At 63.5% G+C, this 21,033-nt stretch carries 21 protein-coding genes and 1 pseudogene; 7 read left to right on the top strand and 15 right to left on the bottom strand.

Going from position 1 to position 21,033, the window contains the following annotated elements:
* Nucleotides 1-7: 7 nt before the first annotated feature.
* From IC608_RS02410 to IC608_RS02400, 3 genes are read right to left on the bottom strand one after another with little or no spacing between them, the layout of a single operon-like run.
* Nucleotides 8-628: an ATP-dependent Clp protease proteolytic subunit gene (locus IC608_RS02410; protein ID WP_191772430.1), complete on the bottom strand. Its 621-nt coding sequence runs from the start codon at nt 626-628 to the stop codon at nt 8-10.
* A 40-nt stretch (nt 629-668) separates the two neighbouring features.
* Nucleotides 669-1,013 (bottom strand): SRPBCC family protein, encoded by a 345-nt coding sequence (locus tag IC608_RS02405; protein WP_191772429.1) that lies wholly within the window; start codon nt 1,011-1,013, stop codon nt 669-671.
* Nucleotides 1,010-1,324, bottom strand: a complete 315-nt coding sequence (locus tag IC608_RS02400; protein WP_191772428.1) for an ArsR/SmtB family transcription factor — start codon at nt 1,322-1,324, stop codon at nt 1,010-1,012. Before IC608_RS02400 ends, IC608_RS02405 begins: the two co-directional genes overlap by 4 nt.
* Nucleotides 1,325-1,422: 98 nt before the next feature.
* Here IC608_RS02400 and IC608_RS02395 point away from each other — a divergent pair, with 98 nt between their 5' ends.
* Complete coding sequence (locus IC608_RS02395; protein ID WP_191772427.1) at nt 1,423-2,619, top strand: pyridoxal-phosphate-dependent aminotransferase family protein; 1,197 nt, start codon at nt 1,423-1,425, stop codon at nt 2,617-2,619.
* Here the strand turns inward: IC608_RS02395 and IC608_RS17985 are convergent.
* The 3 genes and pseudogenes from IC608_RS17985 to ttcA form a co-directional block, all read right to left on the bottom strand.
* Nucleotides 2,603-2,779 (bottom strand): annotated as a pseudogene (locus tag IC608_RS17985) (DUF4287 domain-containing protein); the annotation flags it as partial. The gene IC608_RS02395 and the pseudogene IC608_RS17985 sit on opposite strands and share 17 nt — an antisense overlap.
* A gap of 186 nt (nt 2,780-2,965) precedes the next feature.
* Entirely contained in the window at nt 2,966-3,778 is an 813-nt protein-coding gene (locus tag IC608_RS02385; protein WP_191772426.1) for an inositol monophosphatase family protein, read from the bottom strand.
* Nucleotides 3,775-4,647: a tRNA 2-thiocytidine(32) synthetase TtcA gene (gene ttcA / locus IC608_RS02380; protein WP_191772425.1), complete on the bottom strand. Its 873-nt coding sequence runs from the start codon at nt 4,645-4,647 to the stop codon at nt 3,775-3,777. The genes IC608_RS02385 and ttcA overlap by 4 nt, the downstream gene beginning before the upstream one ends.
* A 167-nt stretch (nt 4,648-4,814) precedes the next feature.
* Between ttcA and IC608_RS02375 the strand changes: the two genes are divergently transcribed.
* Nucleotides 4,815-6,209: an SbmA/BacA-like family transporter gene (locus IC608_RS02375; RefSeq protein WP_191772424.1), complete on the top strand. Its 1,395-nt coding sequence runs from the start codon at nt 4,815-4,817 to the stop codon at nt 6,207-6,209.
* Between the two features lie 206 nt (nt 6,210-6,415).
* Here IC608_RS02375 and rpsD read toward each other — a convergent pair whose 3' ends face one another.
* From rpsD to IC608_RS02345, 6 genes are all read right to left on the bottom strand, one after another.
* The gene (gene rpsD, locus IC608_RS02370) at nt 6,416-7,033 is read right to left on the bottom strand and encodes a 30S ribosomal protein S4 (protein WP_191772423.1); all 618 of its coding nucleotides are present in this window, start codon (nt 7,031-7,033) and stop codon (nt 6,416-6,418) included.
* Between the two features lie 193 nt (nt 7,034-7,226).
* Nucleotides 7,227-7,634, bottom strand: coding sequence for a c-type cytochrome (locus IC608_RS02365; protein WP_191772422.1), 408 nt, complete (start codon nt 7,632-7,634; stop codon nt 7,227-7,229).
* 122 nt (nt 7,635-7,756) lie between these two features.
* Nucleotides 7,757-8,995, bottom strand: a complete 1,239-nt coding sequence (locus IC608_RS02360; protein WP_191772421.1) for an MFS transporter — start codon at nt 8,993-8,995, stop codon at nt 7,757-7,759.
* Between the two features lie 70 nt (nt 8,996-9,065).
* A complete protein-coding gene (locus tag IC608_RS02355; protein ID WP_191772420.1) occupies nt 9,066-9,878 on the bottom strand; it encodes an RNA methyltransferase in 813 nt (270 codons plus the stop codon).
* Between the two features lie 56 nt (nt 9,879-9,934).
* Nucleotides 9,935-10,534 (bottom strand): GNAT family N-acetyltransferase, encoded by a 600-nt coding sequence (locus IC608_RS02350; RefSeq protein ID WP_191772419.1) that lies wholly within the window; start codon nt 10,532-10,534, stop codon nt 9,935-9,937.
* A 120-nt stretch (nt 10,535-10,654) separates the two neighbouring features.
* The gene (locus IC608_RS02345) at nt 10,655-11,236 is read right to left on the bottom strand and encodes a GNAT family N-acetyltransferase (protein ID WP_191772418.1); all 582 of its coding nucleotides are present in this window, start codon (nt 11,234-11,236) and stop codon (nt 10,655-10,657) included.
* Nucleotides 11,237-11,330: 94 nt separating this feature from the next.
* On the opposite strand from IC608_RS02345, the gene IC608_RS18545 reads away from it, so the two are divergent.
* The 4 genes from IC608_RS18545 to IC608_RS02325 all read left to right on the top strand — a co-directional run bounded on the left by IC608_RS18545 (nt 11,331) and on the right by IC608_RS02325 (nt 14,483).
* The gene (locus IC608_RS18545; RefSeq protein ID WP_428054041.1) at nt 11,331-11,774 is read left to right on the top strand and encodes a GFA family protein; all 444 of its coding nucleotides are present in this window, start codon (nt 11,331-11,333) and stop codon (nt 11,772-11,774) included.
* Nucleotides 11,771-12,106: a TfoX/Sxy family protein gene (locus IC608_RS02335; protein ID WP_248306149.1), complete on the top strand. Its 336-nt coding sequence runs from the start codon at nt 11,771-11,773 to the stop codon at nt 12,104-12,106. Before IC608_RS18545 ends, IC608_RS02335 begins: the two co-directional genes overlap by 4 nt.
* A 131-nt stretch (nt 12,107-12,237) precedes the next feature.
* Complete coding sequence (locus IC608_RS02330; RefSeq protein WP_191772416.1) at nt 12,238-13,449, top strand: NADP-dependent isocitrate dehydrogenase; 1,212 nt, start codon at nt 12,238-12,240, stop codon at nt 13,447-13,449.
* Between the two features lie 149 nt (nt 13,450-13,598).
* On the top strand, nt 13,599-14,483 hold the full coding sequence (locus tag IC608_RS02325; RefSeq protein WP_191772415.1) for a DMT family transporter: 885 nt from the start codon (nt 13,599-13,601) through the stop codon (nt 14,481-14,483).
* A gap of 63 nt (nt 14,484-14,546) precedes the next feature.
* Here the strand turns inward: IC608_RS02325 and alaS are convergent, their stop codons facing one another.
* Entirely contained in the window at nt 14,547-17,189 is a 2,643-nt protein-coding gene (gene alaS, locus IC608_RS02320; protein ID WP_191772414.1) for an alanine--tRNA ligase, read from the bottom strand.
* A 417-nt stretch (nt 17,190-17,606) separates the two neighbouring features.
* Nucleotides 17,607-18,680: a recombinase RecA gene (gene recA / locus IC608_RS02315; RefSeq protein ID WP_191772413.1), complete on the bottom strand. Its 1,074-nt coding sequence runs from the start codon at nt 18,678-18,680 to the stop codon at nt 17,607-17,609.
* Nucleotides 18,681-18,955: 275 nt separating this feature from the next.
* Here recA and araD1 point away from each other — a divergent pair, with 275 nt between their 5' ends.
* Complete coding sequence (gene araD1, locus IC608_RS02310; protein ID WP_191772412.1) at nt 18,956-19,951, top strand: AraD1 family protein; 996 nt, start codon at nt 18,956-18,958, stop codon at nt 19,949-19,951.
* Between the two features lie 49 nt (nt 19,952-20,000).
* Here the strand turns inward: araD1 and IC608_RS02305 are convergent, their stop codons facing one another.
* A complete protein-coding gene (locus IC608_RS02305; RefSeq protein WP_191772411.1) occupies nt 20,001-20,969 on the bottom strand; it encodes an aldo/keto reductase in 969 nt (322 codons plus the stop codon).
* Nucleotides 20,970-21,033: the final 64 nt, after the last annotated feature.

Below are 21,033 nucleotides of genomic sequence, written 5' to 3'. Positions count from 1 at the left end.
CTGATTGTCAGGCGTTTTCTGCGGCCTGGAGCTGGGCGCGGTCGGTGTAGATGTGGTCGACGAGGCCCCAGTTCCTGGCTTCTTCGGGCGGCATGAAGCGGTCCCGCTCCAGCGCCGCCTCCACCTCCTCGTAGCTTCTGCCGCAGTGGCGGGCATAGATCGCGTTGGTCAGGCGCTTGAGACGCATGCTCTCCTCGGCGTGGATCATGATGTCCGTGACCTTGCCCTGATAGCCGCCTGACGGCTGGTGCAACATGATGGAAACATTGGGCAAACTGGCGCGCATGCCCGGCTCGCCGGCCGCCAGGATCAGGGTGGCGGCGGATGCCGCCATGCCCATGCACAAGGTCGCAACCGGGGCCCGGATAAACTGCATGGTGTCATACATCGAGAGCCCCGCGGTCACGACCCCGCCCGGCGAATTGATGTAGAGATATATGGGCTTAGCCGGATTTTCGGACTCAAGAAACAAGAGCTGGGCGGTGACCAGCGAGGCCATGGTGTCCTCGATCTCGCCGTTGAGAAAGATGATCCGCTCGCGCAGCAACCGGGAGTAGATGTCGAAGGATCGCTCCCCGCGGCTCGACTGTTCCACCACCATAGGGACGAGTTGCATCATGTCGCGCATCGGCGATCTCCTCGAATAATCATACAGTTAAGGCTGTTGGCTAGGCCGCGCGCAGCATGGTCGGCGACCTCGGCGCGTTGCCGTTTGCGGCCGCGGGGATAGAGAGCGGCGCATGCGTCAGGCGGAAACGGGTGCCGCCGTTTTCGTCCGGCGCAAGCTCGAATGTGACGAGGCTGACTTCGATCCCATCCCCCTGCCCCGGAGCACGCTCGGACCAGCGGAACGTTAGCAGACTGTTCACCTCGGCTGTCACCAAGTCGAGGGTTACGTCACGGGTTGGTTGTAGCCACCTGTCGCGGTACTCGGGGATGGACAGCGCACGCCAGACTTTCTCGGGCGACGCCTCGAGCGCAGTCTCGAAAACCAGGGTGTCGGTCTCGCTCATTGGTCCATCTCCTTGAGCAGCGTCTTGAGGTTGTCGATGCGGCTGGGCCAGAACTGGCGATAGCGTGCCAGCCAGTCGTGCAGCGGGGCAAAGCCATCCGGCTCCACCCGATAGTGCGCGTATCGACCTTCGCGCCGCTCGCTGACGAGTCCGGCGCCGCGCAGGACCGCCAGGTGTTGCGACATGGCCGGCTGGGTAATGGCGAAGCCTTCGCGCAGATCGGTTGCCGTCATCTCGTGCCCGGCAAGGCGTTCGAGAATGGCGCGGCGGGTGGGGTCGGCCAGGGCCTTGAAGATTTCCGTGTCGCTCATGCCCATCACATAAGCACACACTTATGAGTCGAGCAAGAGGCTTGCCTGAACCGATAGCGCGGATAGGCTGAGCGGCCTCACCTCTGGATTCTCCCGCCATGACCGGCCGTCCCTATCTTGCCATTCCGGGCCCCTCCCCGGTGCCCGACCGCGTGCTCAACGCCATGCATCGAGCCTCGCCCAATATCTATGAGGGGGAGATCGTCGAGATGACGCGGGGCGTGGTGGCCGACCTCAAGCGCGTGGCCTGCACCGACCAGCACGTCGCCATCTACATTGCCAACGGACATGGCGCCTGGGAGGCGGCGGCCGCGAACATGTTTTCGCGCGGAGACAAGGCCCTGGTGGTGGCAACGGGCCGCTTCGGAATCGGCTGGGGCGAAACGCTGCGCGCCCTTGGCGTCGAGGTGGCCCTGCTCGATTTCGGCAAGAGCGCACCCGCCGATCCGCAGAGGATCACGGACGCGTTGCGCAAGGACACGGCACACCAGATCAAGGCGGTGCTGGTCACCCATGTCGACACGGCATCCACCGCACGCAATGATCTCCGGGCCATCCGGGCCGCGATCGATGCGGCGGCGCATCCTGCCCTTTATGCCGTAGACGCCGTGGCCACGCTGGGGTGCGATCCGTTGCAGATGGATGACTGGGGCATCGACGTGGTGGTCGGCGCGAGCCAGAAAGGCCTCATGCTGCCACCGGGCCTCGCCTTCGTCTGGGTTTCGGACAAGGCCCTTGCCGCCTCGCAGTCGGCCGACCTCTCGACGCCCTACTGGAACTGGCGGCCGCGCGTGGTCGGCGCGCAGTTTTACCAATACTTCGGCGGGACGGCGCCGACCCACCACATCTTCGGGCTGCGCGAGGCGCTGACCATGCTGCTCGAAGAGGAAGGGCTGGACGCGGCCTGGCATCGGCATGGCAGGCTGGCCCGGTCGGTCTGGGCCGCCTTCGACGCCTGGGCCGGCGAACCCAGCGGCATCGGGCTCAACATCGTCGAGCCGGCGCATCGCGGTCACTCCGTGACGGCCGCACGGATCCCCCAGGGCGGCGCCACACGACTGCGGCGCTGGCTGGAGGCGGAAGCGGGCGTCACGCTCGGCATCGGCCTTGGCATGGCCCTGCCGGCGGAGCCCGCCTATGACGACTTTTTGCGGGTGGCGCATATGGGGCACGTCAATGCCCACATGACGCTGGGGGCCCTGGCGAGCATGGAAGCGGGCATGCAGGCGCTCGGCATTCCCCATGGCGCAGGCGGCGTCGACGCTGCGGCCCGCGCCTTCAGCGCGGCTTCGTAGCGGCGCCATCGAGCCAGAGGGAAGCGCTCTCGTCACGGTGCACGCCGTCGCTTCCCACATGCTTGCCGTCGATTGTGGCGCCCTTCCTAATGACGTGGACCAGCGCCATGCCGTGCCCGCGCCCAAGGCCATAGTCGGTCTTGAGCCACTCGAGAACCTGGCCGGCCTTGACGTTGGGATCGTCCTATCCCCTGGCCTTGGCCAGGGCGACCAGTTCACGCGGTGTCTTCCCCGCCTTGAGTTCGGCGGCATCGAGATAGGCCTGAAAGGACATCGTGCTCTCCCCGGACCGCTGATCGGCCCCGATACCGAACCGACGAACGAGCCGTGGCCGGATCGACCGGCCTCAGACGGTAAAGACGTTGTCCCGCAGCGCCTGCCAGCTGTCCTTGTTGGATGCGACAAGCAGGCCGCCGCCGCGATCGGTGTGGCGGTAGGGCGAACCGTCGAACCTGGCGACATGCGCCCCGGCCTCCTGCATGATCAGGGCGCCGGCAACGTGATCCCAGGGCATCAGCTTGTTGTACATGAGGAAGTGGACATTGCCGGCCGCAGCGAACCGGTATTCGTGCCCGGCGCAGCGATAATTGGCCCACATCTTCACGCGCGACAGATTGCCCATCACCGTGCCGCGAACGGCATCGGGCAGGTAGGAGCAAGACGCAAGGCCGCCCATTTCTTCCAAAGCCACCGGGTCGGCAAAGCTCTGGCGCACGGTCCGTCCATCGGGGAAGACCTGGAAGGCGCCGCAGCCGCGCTCGGCCATCAGCGTGTCGTCGCCCAGCGGATCATAAATGACCCCGGCGACCGTCTCGCCGTTCTGCACCACCGCCGCCATGACGGCAAAGAGCGGCAGGCCACCGGCAAAATTGGCAGTGCCATCAACAGGATCGACATAGATGACGACTCGATCCTCGAAGTCGGCGTCCAGCAGCTTCGGGTTGGCCGATACCGCTTCCTCGCCGATCACGATGGCATCGGGCGACCATTCGTTGATGGCCGCGGTGATGACCCGCTCGGCATTGGTGTCGGCCTCGGTGACCAGATCAAAGGCGTTGGTCTTGGTGCGGATGTCGCCGTCATCGAGCCGCCGGAAGCGCGGCATGATCTCGTCCTTGGCGGCCTGACGAAGAATGCCGGCCAGGCGATCGATATTCATGCAGTGTGGTCCTTGTGCTGGGTGGAAAGGCCCGCGAAGTCGAACAGGCGCGGGTCGAGCATGTGCGAGGGATTGATGTTGCCCAGGGCGCGGATCATCACGTCCTTGCGTCCGGGCATGCGCTTTTCCATGTCGGTCAGCATGTCCTTCATGACATTGCGCTGGAGGCCGTCCTGCGATCCACAGAGGTCGCAGGGGATGATCGGAAAGGCCATGGCGTCCGAAAAACGCTGCAGGTCTTCCTCGGCGCAGTAGATCAACGGGCGCAACACTTCGAGATCGCCCTCGTCGTTGACGAGCTTGGGCGGCATGGCCGCCAGCTTGCCGCCGTGGAACAGGTTCATGAAGAAGGTTTCGAGGCTGTCGTCGCGGTGGTGGCCGAGCACCAGCGCAGTGCAGCCCTCTTCGCGCGCGATGCGATAGAGATTGCCACGCCGCAGCCGGGAGCAGAGCGAGCAATAGGTGGCCCCCTGCGGCAGCTTGTCGGTGACGATGGAATAGGTGTCCTGGTATTCGATGCGGTGTGGCAGGCCGAGGCCTTCCAAGAACTCGGGCAGGATGTGCTTGGGAAAGTTCGGCTGTCCCTGATCGAGATTGCAGGCAAGCAGTTCCACCGGCAGCAGGCCGCGCCACTTGAGATCGAGCAGCAGGGCGAGAAGCCCATAGCTGTCCTTGCCTCCCGAAAGGGCAATCAGCCACTTCTCGCCGGGACGCACCATGGCGAATTTTTCCAGAGCTTCGCGGGTATTCCGGATGAGCCGCTTGCGCAGCTTGTTGAACTCGACCGAGCGGGGCGCGTGGGCAAAGATGGGGTGCGCACCGCTGTCGGCATCCTCGGGCGGGATCGGGGTTTCCATCACCGCTGTCATGGCGAAACTCTCGTTTGAAGGCGTGCGTAGCTGATACCGCTCATCGGCGCGGAGGGAAAGGGCGAGCGGGGACAAGTGAACCTTACCAAAGCTTAACTTCCCGTCCTTGTTTTCTGCCCAAACGCTCCGTTAGATGACCCATCCTTTCGACACCCTGGAGTCTCCCGGTGTTCCGATCCTTCTTTCCCGCTCCCAAACTCTTCTTTTCCTCGGCGGCGCTGTGGCTGCTGGCCACCGTGCTCATCTGGTTCACCGTCGGCGAACCGATCCGGGCCGCGATCGGCATCGACCGCTTCACCCACACAGCGGCCATTACCGCGGCGCCCGTGGCCGACCAGCCGACGACGGCCGACGACGGCGTGGCGGCAGCGCCGGCCGCGGGAGCGGAGCAGACCAACCCCAATGCCCCGGCCACCACCGAAAGCACCGCGAGCCCCTCGCAGCAGGCCGCCGCAGCGGGTGCGCAGGAGTCGTCGGTGGGCAACTTCCTCAACGCCGACCGCGTCTGGCTCTACCAGTATGTGCTGATGATCTCGGTGCTGTTCTGCGTGTTCTGGTATTTCTACAAGCGCAACGAATGGTACTGGTGGAGCGTCGTTGGCTCAACCGGCATCCTGCTCATCATCTATTTCCAGGTGCAGGTGGAGGCCTTCGTCAACGAGTGGTCGGGCGTGTTCTTCGACATGATCCAACTCGCGCTGACCCAGCCGCGCTCCGTCAGCCCGGAGCGATTCTATGGCGAGGTGTTCACGCTGCTCATCGTGCTGATGCCCACCATCCTGGTCTCGGTGATGCTGGCCTTCTTCACCTCGCACTACGTGTTCCGTTGGCGCAAGGCGATGAACTTCTACTACATGAGCTACTGGCCGGCGATCCGCCAAACCGAGGGTGCGGCGCAGCGTGTTCAAGAAGACACCATGCGCTTCGCCTCCATCGTGGAGGATTTGGGCACCGCCTTCTTCGGATCGCTCATCACGCTGGTCGTATTCCTGCCCCTGCTCTGGCAGTTGTCGAGCACGGTAACGCAGCTGCCGATCATTGGTGACGTCCCCGGCAGCCTCGTTTGGGTGGCACTGATTACCGCTATCGTTGGCACGATCCTCCTGGCCGTCGTCGGCATCAAACTGCCAGGGCTTAACTTTGCCAACCAGCGAGTAGAAGCGGCGTATCGCAAGGAGCTGGTATTCGGCGAGGACTATGCCGACCGGGCCAACCCTCCTACTGTCAGGGAATTGTTCGCCGGCGTGCAGCGCAACTATTTCCGCCTGTATTTTCACTACACCTACTTCAATCTGGCCCGGTATGGCTATCTAAATCTGGTGGGCTATGTTCCTCTCCTCACCATGGCGCCGACAATTCTTGCCGGCGCGTTGACCATGGGTGTCTACCAGCAGGTGCAGCTTGCTTTTGGTCAGGTTTCTTCTTCGTTCCAGTTCTTCGCGCGCGCCTGGACGACCATCGTGGAACTCCAGTCTGTTTACCTGCGCCTGAGGATTTTCGAGAGCTTTATTCCCAAGGACCAGGAACCGATCAATGTCAGCCTGAGCGAGGTGCGCGGCTGAGGCCATCGGCCTGGGCGGCCGCGCCCTACACTCGATCGCTACCCTAGAGGGGGCGCAGGCGACACGCCTTCGCCCCCTCTGTCTTCTGGCGGAGGCGGTGACCGGGATAAGGGTATAGGCTGAGAAATAACGTCACTGCCGGGTTCGCCGGCGCAAACAAAAAGGGCCGCTCCGAGGAGCGGCCCTTTGCACTGCTGTGTCGCGGATCAGCGCGAGTAGAATTCGACGACCAGGTTCGGTTCCATCTGGACCGGGTACGGCACGTCCGACAGGGCCGGAACGCGGACATAGGTCGCGGTCTGCTTGTTGTGGTCTACTTCGATGTAGTCCGGCACATCGCGCTCGGCCAGCTGGTTGGCTTCGAGGACGACGGTGAGCTGCTTGGAGCGCTCACGCACTTCGACCTTGTCGCCGACCTTGACCTGGTAGGACGGAATATTGACGCGCTTGCCGTTGACCATGATGTGGCCATGGGACACGAACTGGCGGGCAGCGAACACGGTCGGGACGAACTTGGCGCGGTAGACGATGGCGTCGAGACGCGACTCGAGCAGGCCGATCAGATTCTCGCCGGTGTCGCCCTTGACGCGGGCGGCTTCGGTGTAGAGGCGCTTGAAGGCCTTCTCGGTAACCGAACCATAGTAGCCCTTGAGCTTCTGCTTGGCGCGCAGCTGGATACCGTAGTCGCTCAGCTTGCCCTTGCGGCGCTGGCCATGCTGGCCGGGGCCGTAGGCGCGGCTGTTGAGCGGGGACTTCGGACGACCCCAGATATTTTCGCCAAGGCGGCGGTCGATCTTGTGCTTGACTGAATGACGCTTCGACATCGCGTATCCTTTTCATGAGTTGAACGGATCGCGCCCTCCTCTGCCCTGACTTTCACCAGGACCGACAGACTCCCAACAGAGAATCCCGGGTGCGCCTATGGGCCCGGAGGCCGGAATAGGTGGGCGCGTCATAGAGGGCACGCGCCGGCGAGTCAAGGACGAAGGGCACGCAAGGGCGCGCGCCCTTCGCGGATCACTGCTGGATCGACTCGATATAGTCCACCAGGGCTGTGGTCCTGGCACGCACAAGGAGTTCCGACCCGAAGGGTCCGGCAAAGTCCCCGACCTCCTGCTTGAACGTATTACCCCAGATCGGCATTGCAGAGGTACCGTGAGCGCGAATGCTCGTACGGCCATCCACGATCTGGAACACATCGAGATAAGGGAAAACGCCGTCGTTCTTGGCCTTCAGCATCGTCAGATCGGGTGGCTTTACCGTCAGGATATCAGCGAATTCGCCGCCACCTTTTCCGTTCGATCCGTGACAGACGGCGCAGGCGGCCGTGTACGCATCGGAACCGATCCCGGTGTCTTGGGCAATGGACGTGCTCGCCATCATTCCCAGCGCAACGCCAGCAATAGCCAGACGTGTTCGTCGCAATTTAGCCTCCTCGTCAACACGCACCGATCCAGGGACCTGCCCGGCCCCTGGTTGGCGATGCCCGACGAGCTTTGATGCGCCCAGGGCGTGCCGTCTTGGCGATAGTCAAGTTGATGACAAGTTCAGGCCATCTTCTTGTCCAGCCCGTCCTGCTGGCGCAGCTGCGGGAAGATGCGGCTCCAGAGGCCGGCGACAATCATCGCACCAGCGCCGCCGATCACCACCGCCCCCACGGGGCCGATGAAGTGGGCCACGGTGCCGGCGCGGAACTCGCCCAGTTCGTTGGACGCGCCGATGAACACCGAATTGACGGCGTTGACGCGGCCGCGCACCTCTTCGGGTGTCCACAGCTGCATGATGGTTTCGCGGATGGTGACACTGACCATGTCCGCCGCACCCACCAGCATCAGCGCGGCAATGGAGAGCCAGACACTGGTCGACACGCCGAAGACGACGGTGAACAGCCCGAACAGCGCAACGAACACGAACAGCGTCTTGCCCGCATGCTTGCGGATGGGAAAGCGCGTCAGGGTGACGGCCATGATGAGGGCACCAATGCCCGGAGCCGCGCGCAGGATGCCGAATTCCATCGGCCCGCCTTTGAGGATTTCCTCGGTGAAGGCGGGCAGCAGCGCCACGGCGCCGCCCATCAGCACGGCGAACATATCGAGCGAAATGGCGCCAAGCACCACCTTGTTGGAGAGGATATAGCGGAAGCCGCCGAAAATGGTCTGGAGGCTTGTCGCATGCGCCGAGCGGGTCTGCTGCGGCTTGGGGATCAGGAGCACGAAGACCGAGGCCAGCAGCAGCAGCACGGCGCCGGTGCCGAAGGCAGCGATAGGACTGATGGCATAGAGGACGCCGCCGGCGGAGGGCCCCATTATGGACGCGAACTGCCAGGCCGACGCATTGACCGTGATGGCATTGGAGAGGGCCTCCGGCGGCACCAAATTTGGAGCGAGCGACTGCGCAGCCGGGCTCCAGAAGGCCCGCGCCGTGCCCAGCACCACGAGGATGGCGAAGATCGGCCAGACCTGGTGCGCCTCGGCTTCGACTAGCGTCAGGAAGCCTAGGCAGCACAGCAACTCGACCACGAGGCAGATGGCCATGATGCCGCGCCGATTGAAACGGTCGGCCGCAAGACCCGTCACCAGCATCAGCAGCAGCGCCGGGGTGAACAGGCAGAGCCCGACGAGGCCGAGGAGGAAATAGTCGCCGGTGACCGCAAAAATCTGCCAGGCGATGGAGACGGACATGATCTGCACCGCAAACCCGACGAGCAGTGTCGTCAGCCAGAAGAAGCGAAAGCCGATATATTTGAAGGCGAGCCGTTGGGGCTCGGCGGAAGAGGCGGGTTGCATGATTAATCAGCGATGCCACGCGCCGCGCAAACCGTCAAAGGCGGATCGGCAGCAAACCGTCCGTTTTTCGCTAGTCTTTGCCGTCTGCCCCGTCGGCCGGCTTTTGCCGATTCGGGTTCGGACGCTCGTGACGACGATCGATCGAGGAGATGACCCCGCGCAACGTGCGGATCTCCTGGGCCGTGAAGCGTCCCCGCGTCAGAGCCGTGCGAAGGTTGTTGACCATACTGGGCCGCTTGTCGGGCGTGGTGAAAAACCCGGTATGATCCAGGACACCTTCAAGATGCTCGAAAAGGCCCACCAACTGCTCACGCGGCGCAGCCTCATCCAGCCCATCGGTAAAGGGGAGCGCCCTGCCCTCCTCGCGTGTTCGCCGCCATTCGTAGGACATCAGCAGAACGGCCTGTGCAATGTTGAGAGAGGCGAAGGCCGGCTCCACCGGCAAGGTGACAATCGCATCCGCGAGGGCCACTTCGTCATTGAGCAGACCCCAGCGTTCGCGTCCGAATAGCAGCCCCACGGACTTCTGGGCCGCAATGTGCGATGCCATGTTGGCCGACGCCTCCTCGGGCCCCAGAACTTCCTTCTGCATATCGCGGGACCGCGCCGTGGTGGCATAAACCAAGGTCAAGTCGGCGATCGCAGCCTCAAGCGACCCGAAAACCTTGACCCGCTCCAGCACATGGTCGGCGCGCGACGCGGCAGCCACGGCCTTCTCGTTGGGCCATCCATCCCGCGGACGCACCAGTCGCATGTCCGCCAGCCCGAAATTCGCCATGGCGCGGGCAGCCGCGCCAATGTTCTCACCAAGTTGTGGCTCGACGAGAATGATGGCCGGAGACGGTGCTAGCGAAAGAGGTTGGGAACTATCGGTGCCGGCCATGTCGCTTTTCCGTGGAATCCGGAGGCGACATAGCCCAATTGGCAGATCGGGGCAAATCAGGCGACGCGGTCGCGTCGCGGCATCTCGAGAACCTTGGTGCTTGGCCGCCATTCCCGGTCAAGCATCGCGAAATGCAGTTCCTCGTCCCATTCGCCCTGAAAGAGAGCATGCTCGCGATAGTGCGCCTCCAGGCGCAAACCGAGCTTCTGCAACAGCTTGATGGAATGGTGGCAGCGCCCATCGCACCGCACGAAGATGCGATGTAGTTGGAAATGGTCAAAGCCCAGGTTCAGCATGGCCGTAATGGCCTGGCTGAGGTAGCCCTTCCCCGAGTAGGCCGGATCAATGACGAAACGGACTTCACCTTGGCTCGCGGTCGCGTCAGCCCAGGTGAGCGTCACATGGCCCACCAATTGCTCATCGCCCTTGCGCACCATGGCCAGCGAAAGCGTGTCGCCAGGACGCTGAAGCGATACATGGCTGCGCATCAGTTCGACGGCCGCAGCGACATCGTCAGGATGGCGGGTGGAACGCTCCACATATCGTTGTACGTTGGGTAAGGTGTGGTAGTGGGAAACCCCATCGAGGTCACGCCTCTCGAAGGGCCTCAAGACGAGGTGGGCGGTATCCAAAGGCAACGCCAACGGTTTAGACATTTCTGGTGCGATCCCTCCGCAAGGTGGCTGGACCCACCTCCGCACCGACAACGTCGCCTGCTTACCGAAGTTCCTCTCGCAAAAGCGAAAATCTTGCCGCACTGCGGAGCATCTGTTCCATTATTGCGGCAGGATGGAATGACGCTGAGCCATCCATTCGCGGCGCAGGATGGCATAGTAGAATTCCTCATCCCAAGCGCCCTTGAACAGGCCATGCTCGCGGAAATGCGCTTCGCGGCGCATGCCCAACCGCTCCATCAGGCGCCAGGACGCTGCGTTCGCCGCATCGCATCGAGCGAATACACGGTGTAGGTCGGCTTGATCGAAAGCAATGTTGAGAAGCGCTGCTGCCGCCTCGGACGCAAAACCCTTACCTTGGAAATCAGGGTGGAAGATCCATCCCATCTCGCCCTGTCGTGCTTCCTCAGATCGCCATATCAGCGACACCTCGCCTGCCAGTTGCCCGGTAGCTCCGACGTCAACCGCCAAGATGAGACGATCCCCCTCAGCCTCAAGCGCCACCTGATTAATGCGCTGCTGAATCGCCATGGCACATTCATTTCGGCTCAGGGGCGGATCAAACAGATATCGTGCGACATCCTCCCGTCCCCGATAGGCGTAGACGGCGTCAACGTCGCCGCGCGTGAATGGCCTGAGCCGCAGCCGCGCGGTCAGCAGCGGATAGTGCGGAAAGACGGCCATTGGGGACCCTCGCGAGGAGCCGCAGTTTCAAGCCTTCCACGCGACTTGGCAAGGCCCGCTTGCCCTCCGTCCGGCGCCGTGCCAGCTTTCCCGGATGGGACCGAAAGACCACCGCTCGATTGATGTTGTGGCGACCTGCGAATGCGGGGCAGTGACGGTCGCGCTCAGGGGCCATGTCACGTCGATGTTTCAGTGCAGTTGTTTACATTGCCAGAAGACGTCCGGAGGCGGCCATAGTTCAGTCATACTGGTGCCCACGGAAGCTCTCCTAAGCACAGGAACCACTAAAAGCTATTCTCGACCAGCAGATTCGGGCGCAACCTTCACGCGCCACTTCTGTCCCGAGTGCAGCACGACGGTCTATGCTAAGTCCTCGAGAGCCCCCAGCTTGTGTATTGTTCCGGTCGGACTGCTGGCGGGACAAAACAACTGGTTTGATCCCAGCCAGTTGATCTTTGCTGTCACGCAACCCGCGTGGGACTTGGTTCACGAAGTATTGCCCCGGCACGACGCCTATCGCGTGGACGAAACGCGATGAACATGACCGTGGATGCCTTGGCGGCGCGCATCCGCTCTCTTCTTCCGCCCGGCGTGCACGGCACGGAAAAACGGATGTTCGGCGGCCTTGCCTTCATGACTGCAGGGAACATGCTCCTGGCACTGGCCAAGGATGGGTCTCTGCTGGTGCGGGTTGGCAAGGCGGGAATGGAAGACGCTCTCGCCGTCCCGGGTGCCTCCATCATGGATATGGGCGGGCGCAGCATGAGCGGCTTCGTCGTGCTGAGCGGTAACGCCATCGAGGACGACGACGATCTGCGGGCGTGGATTGCCCGAGCCTTGGCGTTTGTCGCGACTTTGCCCGCGAAATAGCGGGCGCCGGAACACGGCCAGGACGGGCATGGCCCCTTGCTCGCGCGCGACTTTGCGCTTTCGGGTGGCGATGCTATACGGGCCCCCGAACGGCAAACGGCCGAAATCCGCTCACCCAAGGGAGTTCATCGATGAGCAAAATCAAAGTCGCCAACCCGGTCGTCGACCTCGACGGCGATGAGATGACCCGCATCATCTGGCAGGCCATCAAGGACAAGCTCATCACGCCCTATCTCGACCTGCCGATCGAGTATTACGACCTCTCGGTGGAGAATCGCGACGCCACCAACGACCAGGTAACGGTGGATTCGGCCAACGCCATCAAGAAGTATGGTGTCGGCATCAAGTGCGCTACCATCACGCCTGACGAAGCGCGCGTCGAAGAGTTCGGCCTCAAGAAGATGTGGCGTTCGCCCAACGGCACCATCCGCAACATCCTCGGCGGCGTGATCTTCCGCGAACCCATCATCTGCAAGAACGTGCCCCGCCTGGTGCCCGGCTGGACGCAGCCCATCATCGTTGGCCGCCACGCCTTTGGCGACCAGTATCGCGCCACCGACTTCAAGTTCCCCGGCAAGGGCAAGCTGACCATGAAGTTCGTCGGCGAGGACGGCACCGTGATCGAGCACGACGTGTTCGACGCGCCGGGCGCCGGTGTCGCCATGGGCATGTACAACCTCGATGATTCCATCGCCGATTTTGCCCGCGCATCGCTCAACTATGCGCTCAACCGCGGCGTGCCGTGCTATCTCTCGACCAAGAACACGATCCTCAAGGTCTATGACGGTCGCTTCAAGGACATCTTCCAGGAGATCTACGAAGCCGAGTTCAAGGAAAAGTACGAAGCCAAGAAGATCTGGTACGAGCATCGCCTGATCGACGATATGGTCGCGGCGGCCCTGAAGTGGTCCGGCGGCTATGTCTGGGCGTGCAAGAACTATGACGGCGACGTGCAATCGGACACGGTGGCCCAGGGTTTTGGCTCGCTGGGCCTGATGACCTCGGTGCTGATGACGCCCGATGGGCAGACCGTGGAAGCCGAGGCCGCCCACGGCACCGTGACCCGGCATTACCGCCAGCACCAGCAGGGCAAGGAAACCTCGACCAACTCGACCGCCTCCATCTTCGCCTGGACCCGCGGCCTTGCCCACCGCGCCAAGCTCGATGGCAATGACGCGCTGGCCAAGTTCGCCGCGACGCTGGAAAAGGTCACGGTCGACACCATCGAAGAAGGCAAGATGACCAAGGACCTGGCCTTGCTGGTGGGTCCGGACCAGCCCTGGCTCACCACCATTGGCTTCCTCGACGCCATCGACCAGAACCTGCAGAAGGCCATGGCATAAGCCAGCGGGCCACGGACCCATCAAAGGGCCGGAGCAATGCTCCGGCCCTTTTTCCTGTAGGCGGGGCGAAATACCGATGACGACGCCCGCACGCGCTTGTATGGTAGCCTTCTCCCGGACGTAGTCCTCCCTTCATCGATGGTATTGCGATGCCCGTTGGCGTCATTCTGGCCTTTTTGGGCTATGCCGCCTTCTCGATCGGCGACGCCCTGATCAAGGCGACCGGCTCCTCCATGTCGGTTTTCGAGATCGCGTTCTTCACCACCAGCTTTTCCATCATCCCGACCATGCTCACTAAGCGCGATGAGCGCTGGCGCGACATGTACAAGCTGCAGCACCCCTGGCTGGTGCACCTGCGCTGTGTCACCGCCATCAGCAGTACGGCGCTCGTGATGTATGCCTTTACGCACGTGGCCTTTGCCGACGTCTATGCCATCGGATTTCTGACTCCGGTGATGGTGACCGCGCTCTCCGTCCTCGTGCTCAAGGAGCAGGTGGCGCTGCAGCGCTGGCTGCTGCTGCTGGTCAGCTTCCTCGGCGTGGTGCTGGTGATCCGGCCGGGGCTGCGCGCGGTGGAGCCGGGGCACGTCGCCATCATGATCAGCGTGTTCTTTGCCGCCATCACCACCATCATCCTGCGGCATGTTGCAGCGCGGGAACGGCGCGTGAGCCTCGTGGGGCTGCAGGTGATCTATTCAGCCGTCATCAATGGCGTGCTGATGCTGCCCGGCTTCGTCATGCCGACGCCCATGCAATTGCTGATCTTCCTCGCCATCGGGCTGACGGGCGGCGCGGGCGGATTGCTGATCATCGCCGCGGCCAAGCGCACCCCGGCCAACCTGATCGCGCCGGTGCAGTACAGCCAGCTGATCTGGGCCATCGTCTTCGGCGCCGCCTTTTTCGGCGAGTACCCGGATTGGATCGCCATAGTCGGCATGGCCGTGGTGGTGGGGTCAGGCCTGCTCAACGTGCTCTCGGAGCGCCGGCCCATCCGTTGGAAGCCGCGAGTGTTCTTCTTCCGCATCGGCGAATAGACGAATAAGCAGATCGCCCGGGTTGGACCCGGGCGATCGTTGTTCCTGATGCTGCCTGTGGCCTCAGATCAGCGCGCGGATCGCGGCCAGCGCGTCATCGGCCTTCGCCCCATCGGGGCCGCCGGCCTGCGCCATGTCGGGGCGGCCACCGCCGCCCTGCCCGCCCAGCGCGCTCGAGCCGACGCGCACGAGGTCGACGGCGGAGTACTTGCCCACCAGATCATCCGTCACGCCCACGGCCACGCCCGCCTTGCCGTCGTCGCTGCGGCCGATGATGACGGCGATACCCGAACCGATCTGCTTCTTGGCCTGATCGACGAGGCCGCGCAGGTCCTTGGGCTGCAGCCCATCGACGACGCGGCCGGCGAACGTGACGCCATTGATGGTTTCGGCCGCCGAGCCGCCCGAAGCCGCGCCGCCGCCCATGGCCAGCTTCTGCCGCGCCTCGGCCAGGGCCCGCTCGGACTTCTTGAGCTGGTCTTGCAGCGCCTCGATGCGGTCGAGCACATCGTGCGTGCCGGAACGCAGCAGGCCTGCGGCCGAGGACACGATGGCCGCGTTGGCATTGCCGCGATGGCGGGCCGCAGTGCCGGTCAGCGCCTCAATGCGGCGGACGCCGGCGGCCACGGCACTTTCGCCCACTACGGAGACGAGGCCGATATCGCCAGTGCGGCGCACATGGGTGCCGCCGCAGAGCTCGACCGACCAGCCAAGGCCATTGCCGGTGGGTTCGCCCATGGACACGACACGGACTTCGTCGCCGTATTTCTCGCCGAACAATGCGCGGGCCCCCGACTCCTTGGCTTCCTCGACGCCCATTAGCCGGGTTTCCACGGGGCTGTTCTGGAGCACGATAGTGTTGGCAATGTCTTCCACCTCGGCCAGCTCCTGCGACGTCATCGGCTTGGTATGCACGAAATCGAAGCGCAGGCGATCGGGCGAGACCATTGACCCTTTCTGAGCCACGTGGTCGCCCAGCACGATGCGCAGGGCCTCGTGCAGCAGATGGGTCGCGGAGTGATTGGAGCGGATGGCCGAGCGGCGCGCGTGGTCGACCAGCAGTTCCACCGCCTGCCCGCGCCGCAGCGTCCCCTCGGTCACGCGTATGCGATGGGCGAAGACGCCGTGGTTCTTCTGCGTGTCGAGGACTTCGGCCACAACGCCATCCCCGCGGATGGTGCCGGTATCGCCGACCTGGCCGCCGCTTTCGCCATAGAAGGGCGTCTGGTTGACGACGACGAAGCCTTCGTCGCCCGCCGCGATGGCGTCGGCACGCGCGCCCTCGACGACCAGCGCCTTGACCTCGCCTTCAGCCGATTCCGTTTCGTAGCCAAGGAATTCGGTGGGGCCGAGCTCGTCAGCGAGGCCGAACCACACGGTGTCGGTCGCGGCTTCCCCGGAACCAGCCCAGTTCTTGCGCGCCTCGGCCTTCTGCTGCGCCATGGCGGCATCGAAGCCGCCCTGGTCGACCGTGATGCCGCGTGCGCGCAGGGCGTCCTGGGTGAGATCGAGCGGGAAGCCATAGGTGTCGTAGAGCTTGAATGCGGTCTCGCCAGCGAGGGTGGCGCCCTCGCCCATCTCGGCCGTCTCGGCTTCGAGGATCTGCAGGCCCCGGCCGAGTGTCTTGAGGAAACGACCTTCCTCGAGGCGAACGGTTTCGGCGATCATTGCTTCGCCACGGCTGAGCTCGGGATAAGCCTGGCCCATCTCGCGTACCAGCGTGGGCACCAGCTTGTAGATGACGGGCTCGGACGTCCCCAGAAGGGTGGCGTGCCGCATGGCCCGGCGCATGATGCGGCGCAGCACGTAGCCGCGGCCTTCATTGGAGGGCAGCACGCCCTCGGCAATGAGGAAGCTCATGGAGCGCAGGTGATCGGCGATGACGCGCAGGCTGCGGTTGCCCGAACCGCTGACATCCACATTGGTGACGTTGGCAGCCGCGCCGATCAGCGCCTTGAAGAGGTCGATGTCGTAATTGTCGTGCACGCCCTGCATGACCGCGGCGATGCGCTCGAGCCCCATGCCGGTATCGATCGAGGGGCGCGGCAGACCGTCCCGCGAGCCATCGGCGTGCTGCTCGAACTGCATGAAGACGAGGTTCCAGATCTCGATCCAGCGATCTCCATCTTCCTCGGGCGAACCCGGAGGGCCGCCCCAGATCTTGTCGCCATGATCATAGAAGATTTCCGAGCATGGACCGCAGGGGCCGGTGTCGCCCATCTGCCAGAAGTTCGACTTGGCGCCGAGGCGCACGATGCGATCTTCCGAAAGGCCGGCAATCTTCTTCCAGAGCTCGAGCGCCTCGTCGTCGTCCTGGTAGACGGTGACCATGAGCTTGTCGCGCGGCAGGCCCCAATCCTTGGTGAGCAGGTTCCAGGCAAGCTCGATGGCGCGATCCTTGAAGTAATCGCCGAAGGAGAAATTGCCCAGCATCTCGAAGAAGGTGTGGTGCCGCGCGGTGAACCCGACATTGTCGAGGTCGTTGTGCTTGCCGCCCGCGCGCACGCACTTCTGCGCGGTGGTCGCCGTGGAATAGGGGCGCTTTTCAACGCCCGTGAAGACATTCTTGAACTGCACCATGCCGGCATTGGTGAACATCAGCGTGGGATCGTTGCGCGGCACCAGAGGACTGGACGGCACGGCTTCGTGGCCATTGCGGGCAAAGTAACCGACAAAGCTCGAGCGAAGATCGTTTACGCTGGTCATGCAGAGGCTTTCATGGCGGAGCGGGCGCGGACGCACCCTTGACGGAAAACGCGACTTTCTATCGTGCCAAGCGCCGGAATGTCCAGCATTTGCCGCGTCGTACCGCCGGACAAATCAATGCCGGCGGGCAAGCCCGCGCGCTCACCAATAATCGTCGCTTCCTAGGAGCCGGGGATGGTCGATCTACCAGCGAAGGCGGATCGAGGATCGGGCAGACTGGGCCTGTGATTTGCTGCAGGAAACGCGCCCCAAAGCCGCACGATCTATCGACGTGCCGAAGGCGCTCCGAGGCCCCAGACTAGTCAAGGCAGCGCCTGCCCGTGGCGGCGCCCTCTCCTGCATCCCGGGCGCGAAAACAGCCACAGCCATGAAAAAAACCCCGCCGAAGCGGGGGAAATTGCATGGGATCGGGAGGTCTTACTCGTCGCTGCTGCTGTCGTCGTCGCCGCCAGCGACCAGCAGCACTTCATCCAGCAGGCCGGCACTTTCCCGCACGCCCTGTTCGATGGTGGCGGCAATCTCCGGGTTGTCCTTGAGGAACTGGCGTGAATTTTCGCGCCCCTGCCCCAGCCGCTGGCTGTCCCAGGAGAACCAGGCGCCGGATTTTTCGACGATCCCCGCCTTGACGCCCAGGTCCAGCAACTCGCCGGTCTTAGAGATGCCTTCGCCATACATGATGTCGAATTCGACCTGGCGGAACGGAGGCGCCAGCTTGTTCTTGACGACCTTGACGCGCGTCTGGTTGCCCACGATCTCCTCGCGATCCTTCAACGCGCCGATACGGCGAATGTCGAGGCGTACGGAGGCGTAGAATTTCAGCGCGTTGCCGCCGGTGGTGGTCTCGGGCGAACCGTACATCACGCCGATCTTCATGCGGATCTGGTTGATGAAGATGACAAGACACTTGGACTTGGAAATCGAGGAGGTCAGCTTGCGCATGGCCTGGCTCATGAGGCGCGCCTGCAGACCAGGCAACGCATCGCCCATTTCGCCTTCGAGCTCCGCCCGCGGGGTCAGGGCCGCGACCGAATCGACCACCAGGACATCGATGGCACCGGACCGCACCAGGGTATCGGTGATTTCCAGCGCCTGCTCGCCCGCGTCGGGCTGGGAAATCAGCAGGTCATCGACATTGACGCCGAGCTTGCGGGCATAGACCGGATCAAGGGCGTGTTCGGCGTCGACAAAGGCGCAGATGCCGCCCTTGCGCTGTGCTTCGGCGATGACATGCAGGGCCAGCGTCGTCTTGCCCGAGCTTTCCGGCCCGAAGATTTCAACGATACGGCCCTTGGGCAGTCCGCCGATGCCCAGAGCAATATCCAGCCCCAACGAACCCGTGGAGATCGATTCGACCTCGATCGCGGAATTTTCGCCAAGGCGCATGATCGAGCCCTTGCCGAAATTGCGCTCGATCTGGCTCAGCGCCGCGGCGAGGGCCTTGTCCTTATCCATCGATCCACCCTCAACAACGCGAAGCGGCGTAGCAGCCATGATGGTCTCCTTATTTCACGCTCTCGGAACGGGTGCAACGAGAGGGGACGTGATCCTGATGTGCAATTTCTGTTCCTGTTTGTTCTCATTTTGTTTCCATCACGTCAAGGGACAAAATGAGAACGTCGCCAGTGAAGTCGCTAAGGGAACAACTTCAGATTCGGCACCGCAGGCGCGGCGATCTCAAAAGTATGATTTTTGTCTGGACAGGCTGCGTGCCGTTGCGTTTTATGCGCCAAACGCCCGCTTCAGGGCCACACAGCCAGGACAGCCTCATGAATCTCATCCAGTTCTATGACGACCAGGGCAATCGCGCCGTTGGCGTGACGCGCGATGGCGAGACCCGCATCGTGACCGGCGTGCGCTCGGTTTATGAACTGGCGCAGGAAGCAATGCAGGGGATCGGCGGTCTCTCCGGGGCGGTCGACGCCCATGGCCTTGGCGCCAGCGTCGACAAGCAGAAGCTGGCGGCCGAGGGACGGCTGCTGTCCCCTATCGACCATCCCGACCCGGCGCACCTGCTGGTGACCGGCACCGGCCTCACCCATCTCGGTTCGGCTGCCACGCGCGACGCCATGCACAAGGCCAACGGCGAAAAGAAAGCCGAAGAGCTCACGGACTCCATGAAGATGTTTCGCATGGGCCTCGAGAGCGGCAAGCCGGCGGCAGGGGAAAGGGGCGTGCAGCCGGAGTGGTTCTATAAGGGCAACGGCCACACCGTCGTGCGCCCCGGCCATGCCATCCCTTCCCCGGCCTTTGCGCTGGACGCGGGCGAGGAACCCGAGATCGCCGGCATCTACGTGATCGACAAGCACGGCCAGCCCCGGCGCCTGGGCTTTGCGCTGGCCAACGAGTTCTCCGACCACGTGACGGAGCGGATCAACTACCTCTACCTCGCACACTCCAAGCTGCGCGCCTGCTCCTTCGGGCCGGAGCTGCGGGTCGGCGACATGCCGGGCCATATCGAAGGCATGTCCCGCATCCGCAGGGATGGCGAGGTGCTGTGGGAAAAGCCCTTCCTCTCAGGGGAGGACAATATGAGCCACACCATCGCCAACCTCGAATACCACCACTTCAAATACGACCTGTTCTGCCAGCCGGGCGATGTGCATGTGCACATGTTCGGCACCGCCACGCTGAGCTTTGCCGATGGCATCTCCACGCGTCCGGACGACGTCTTCGAGATCGAGGAAAGCCAGTTCGGCCTGCCGCTGCGCAATCCGGTGCGGGTGGAGGAAGAGCGGCCGGTGATCGTCGGCGGACTGTACTGAGGCACGCACTGGCGGTGGCTGGAAACGCAGCCACCGCAGTTGCCCGGCTCTAGAATCCGGTGATCATGACAGGGACATAAGGCGCTTCGAGCCGGGCGCACTCGTCCTGGGTAAGGCGAAGATCGACGGAGGCGATGGCGTCTTCCAGGTGCTCGGGCTTGGTCATGCCGACGATGGGCGCCGTGACGCCCGGACGCGACAGCACCCAGGCGAGCGCCACCTGGGCCATTGGAACCCCGCGCTCTGCGGCAATGGCCTCGACGACGCCGACAATCTCACGATTGGACTGCCGGTCAAGGTTCGCGCTCTGCACCGCATCGGTTTCGGCGCGCCGGGTCTTCGTGCCCCACGGGCGGGTCAGCCGGCCGCGGGCCTGCGGGCTCCACGGAATGACGCCGACGCCCTTGTCGCGGCAGAGCGGCAGCATTTCGCGCTCCTCCTCGCGATAGAGCAGGCTCAGCTGATCCTGCATCGAGACGAACTGCGTCCAGCCATGCCGCTCGGCCGTGTGCTGCATCTTGGCGAACTGCCAGGCGAACATCGACGAGGCGCCGATGTAGCGCGCCTTGCCGGCCCGCACCACGTCATGCAGCGCCTCCATGGTCTCCTCGACCGGCACGTGGGGATCGAAGCGGTGGATCTGGTAGAGGTCGACATAGTCGGTGCCGAGGCGCTTGAGGCTGTTGTCGATCTCGGCCAGAATCGCCTTGCGCGACAGCCCCTGTCCGTTCGGCCCTGGATGCATGCGGCCGTTGACCTTGGTGGCCAAGACATAGGCGTCGCGCGGCGCCAGTTCGCGCAGCATCTCGCCGGTAATCTCCTCGCTGCTGCCGTGCGAATAGACGTTTGCGGTGTCGAAGAAATTGATCCCCGCCTCCCAGGCCCGGCGAAACAGCGGCCGCGCCGCTTCGGGCCCCAGCACCCAGGGTCGCTCCGCGTTCGGGGCGCCAAAGGACATGCAACCAAAACAGATGCGGCTGACTTCGAGGCCGGTGCGGCCGAGGCGGGTGATTTGCATGCTGGGTTCCCTGTCTGGAGAGCGGCCGACCGGGCGGTTGGCAACCGGCGACGGCAACCGCTTT

The sequence above is a fragment of the Devosia oryzisoli genome (genome assembly GCF_014837245.1).
In the GTDB taxonomy this organism is placed as follows: domain Bacteria; phylum Pseudomonadota; class Alphaproteobacteria; order Rhizobiales; family Devosiaceae; genus Devosia; species Devosia oryzisoli.
Note: the sequence above shows the minus strand (reverse complement) of the source record. Positions and strands in the feature narration are given on the sequence as shown.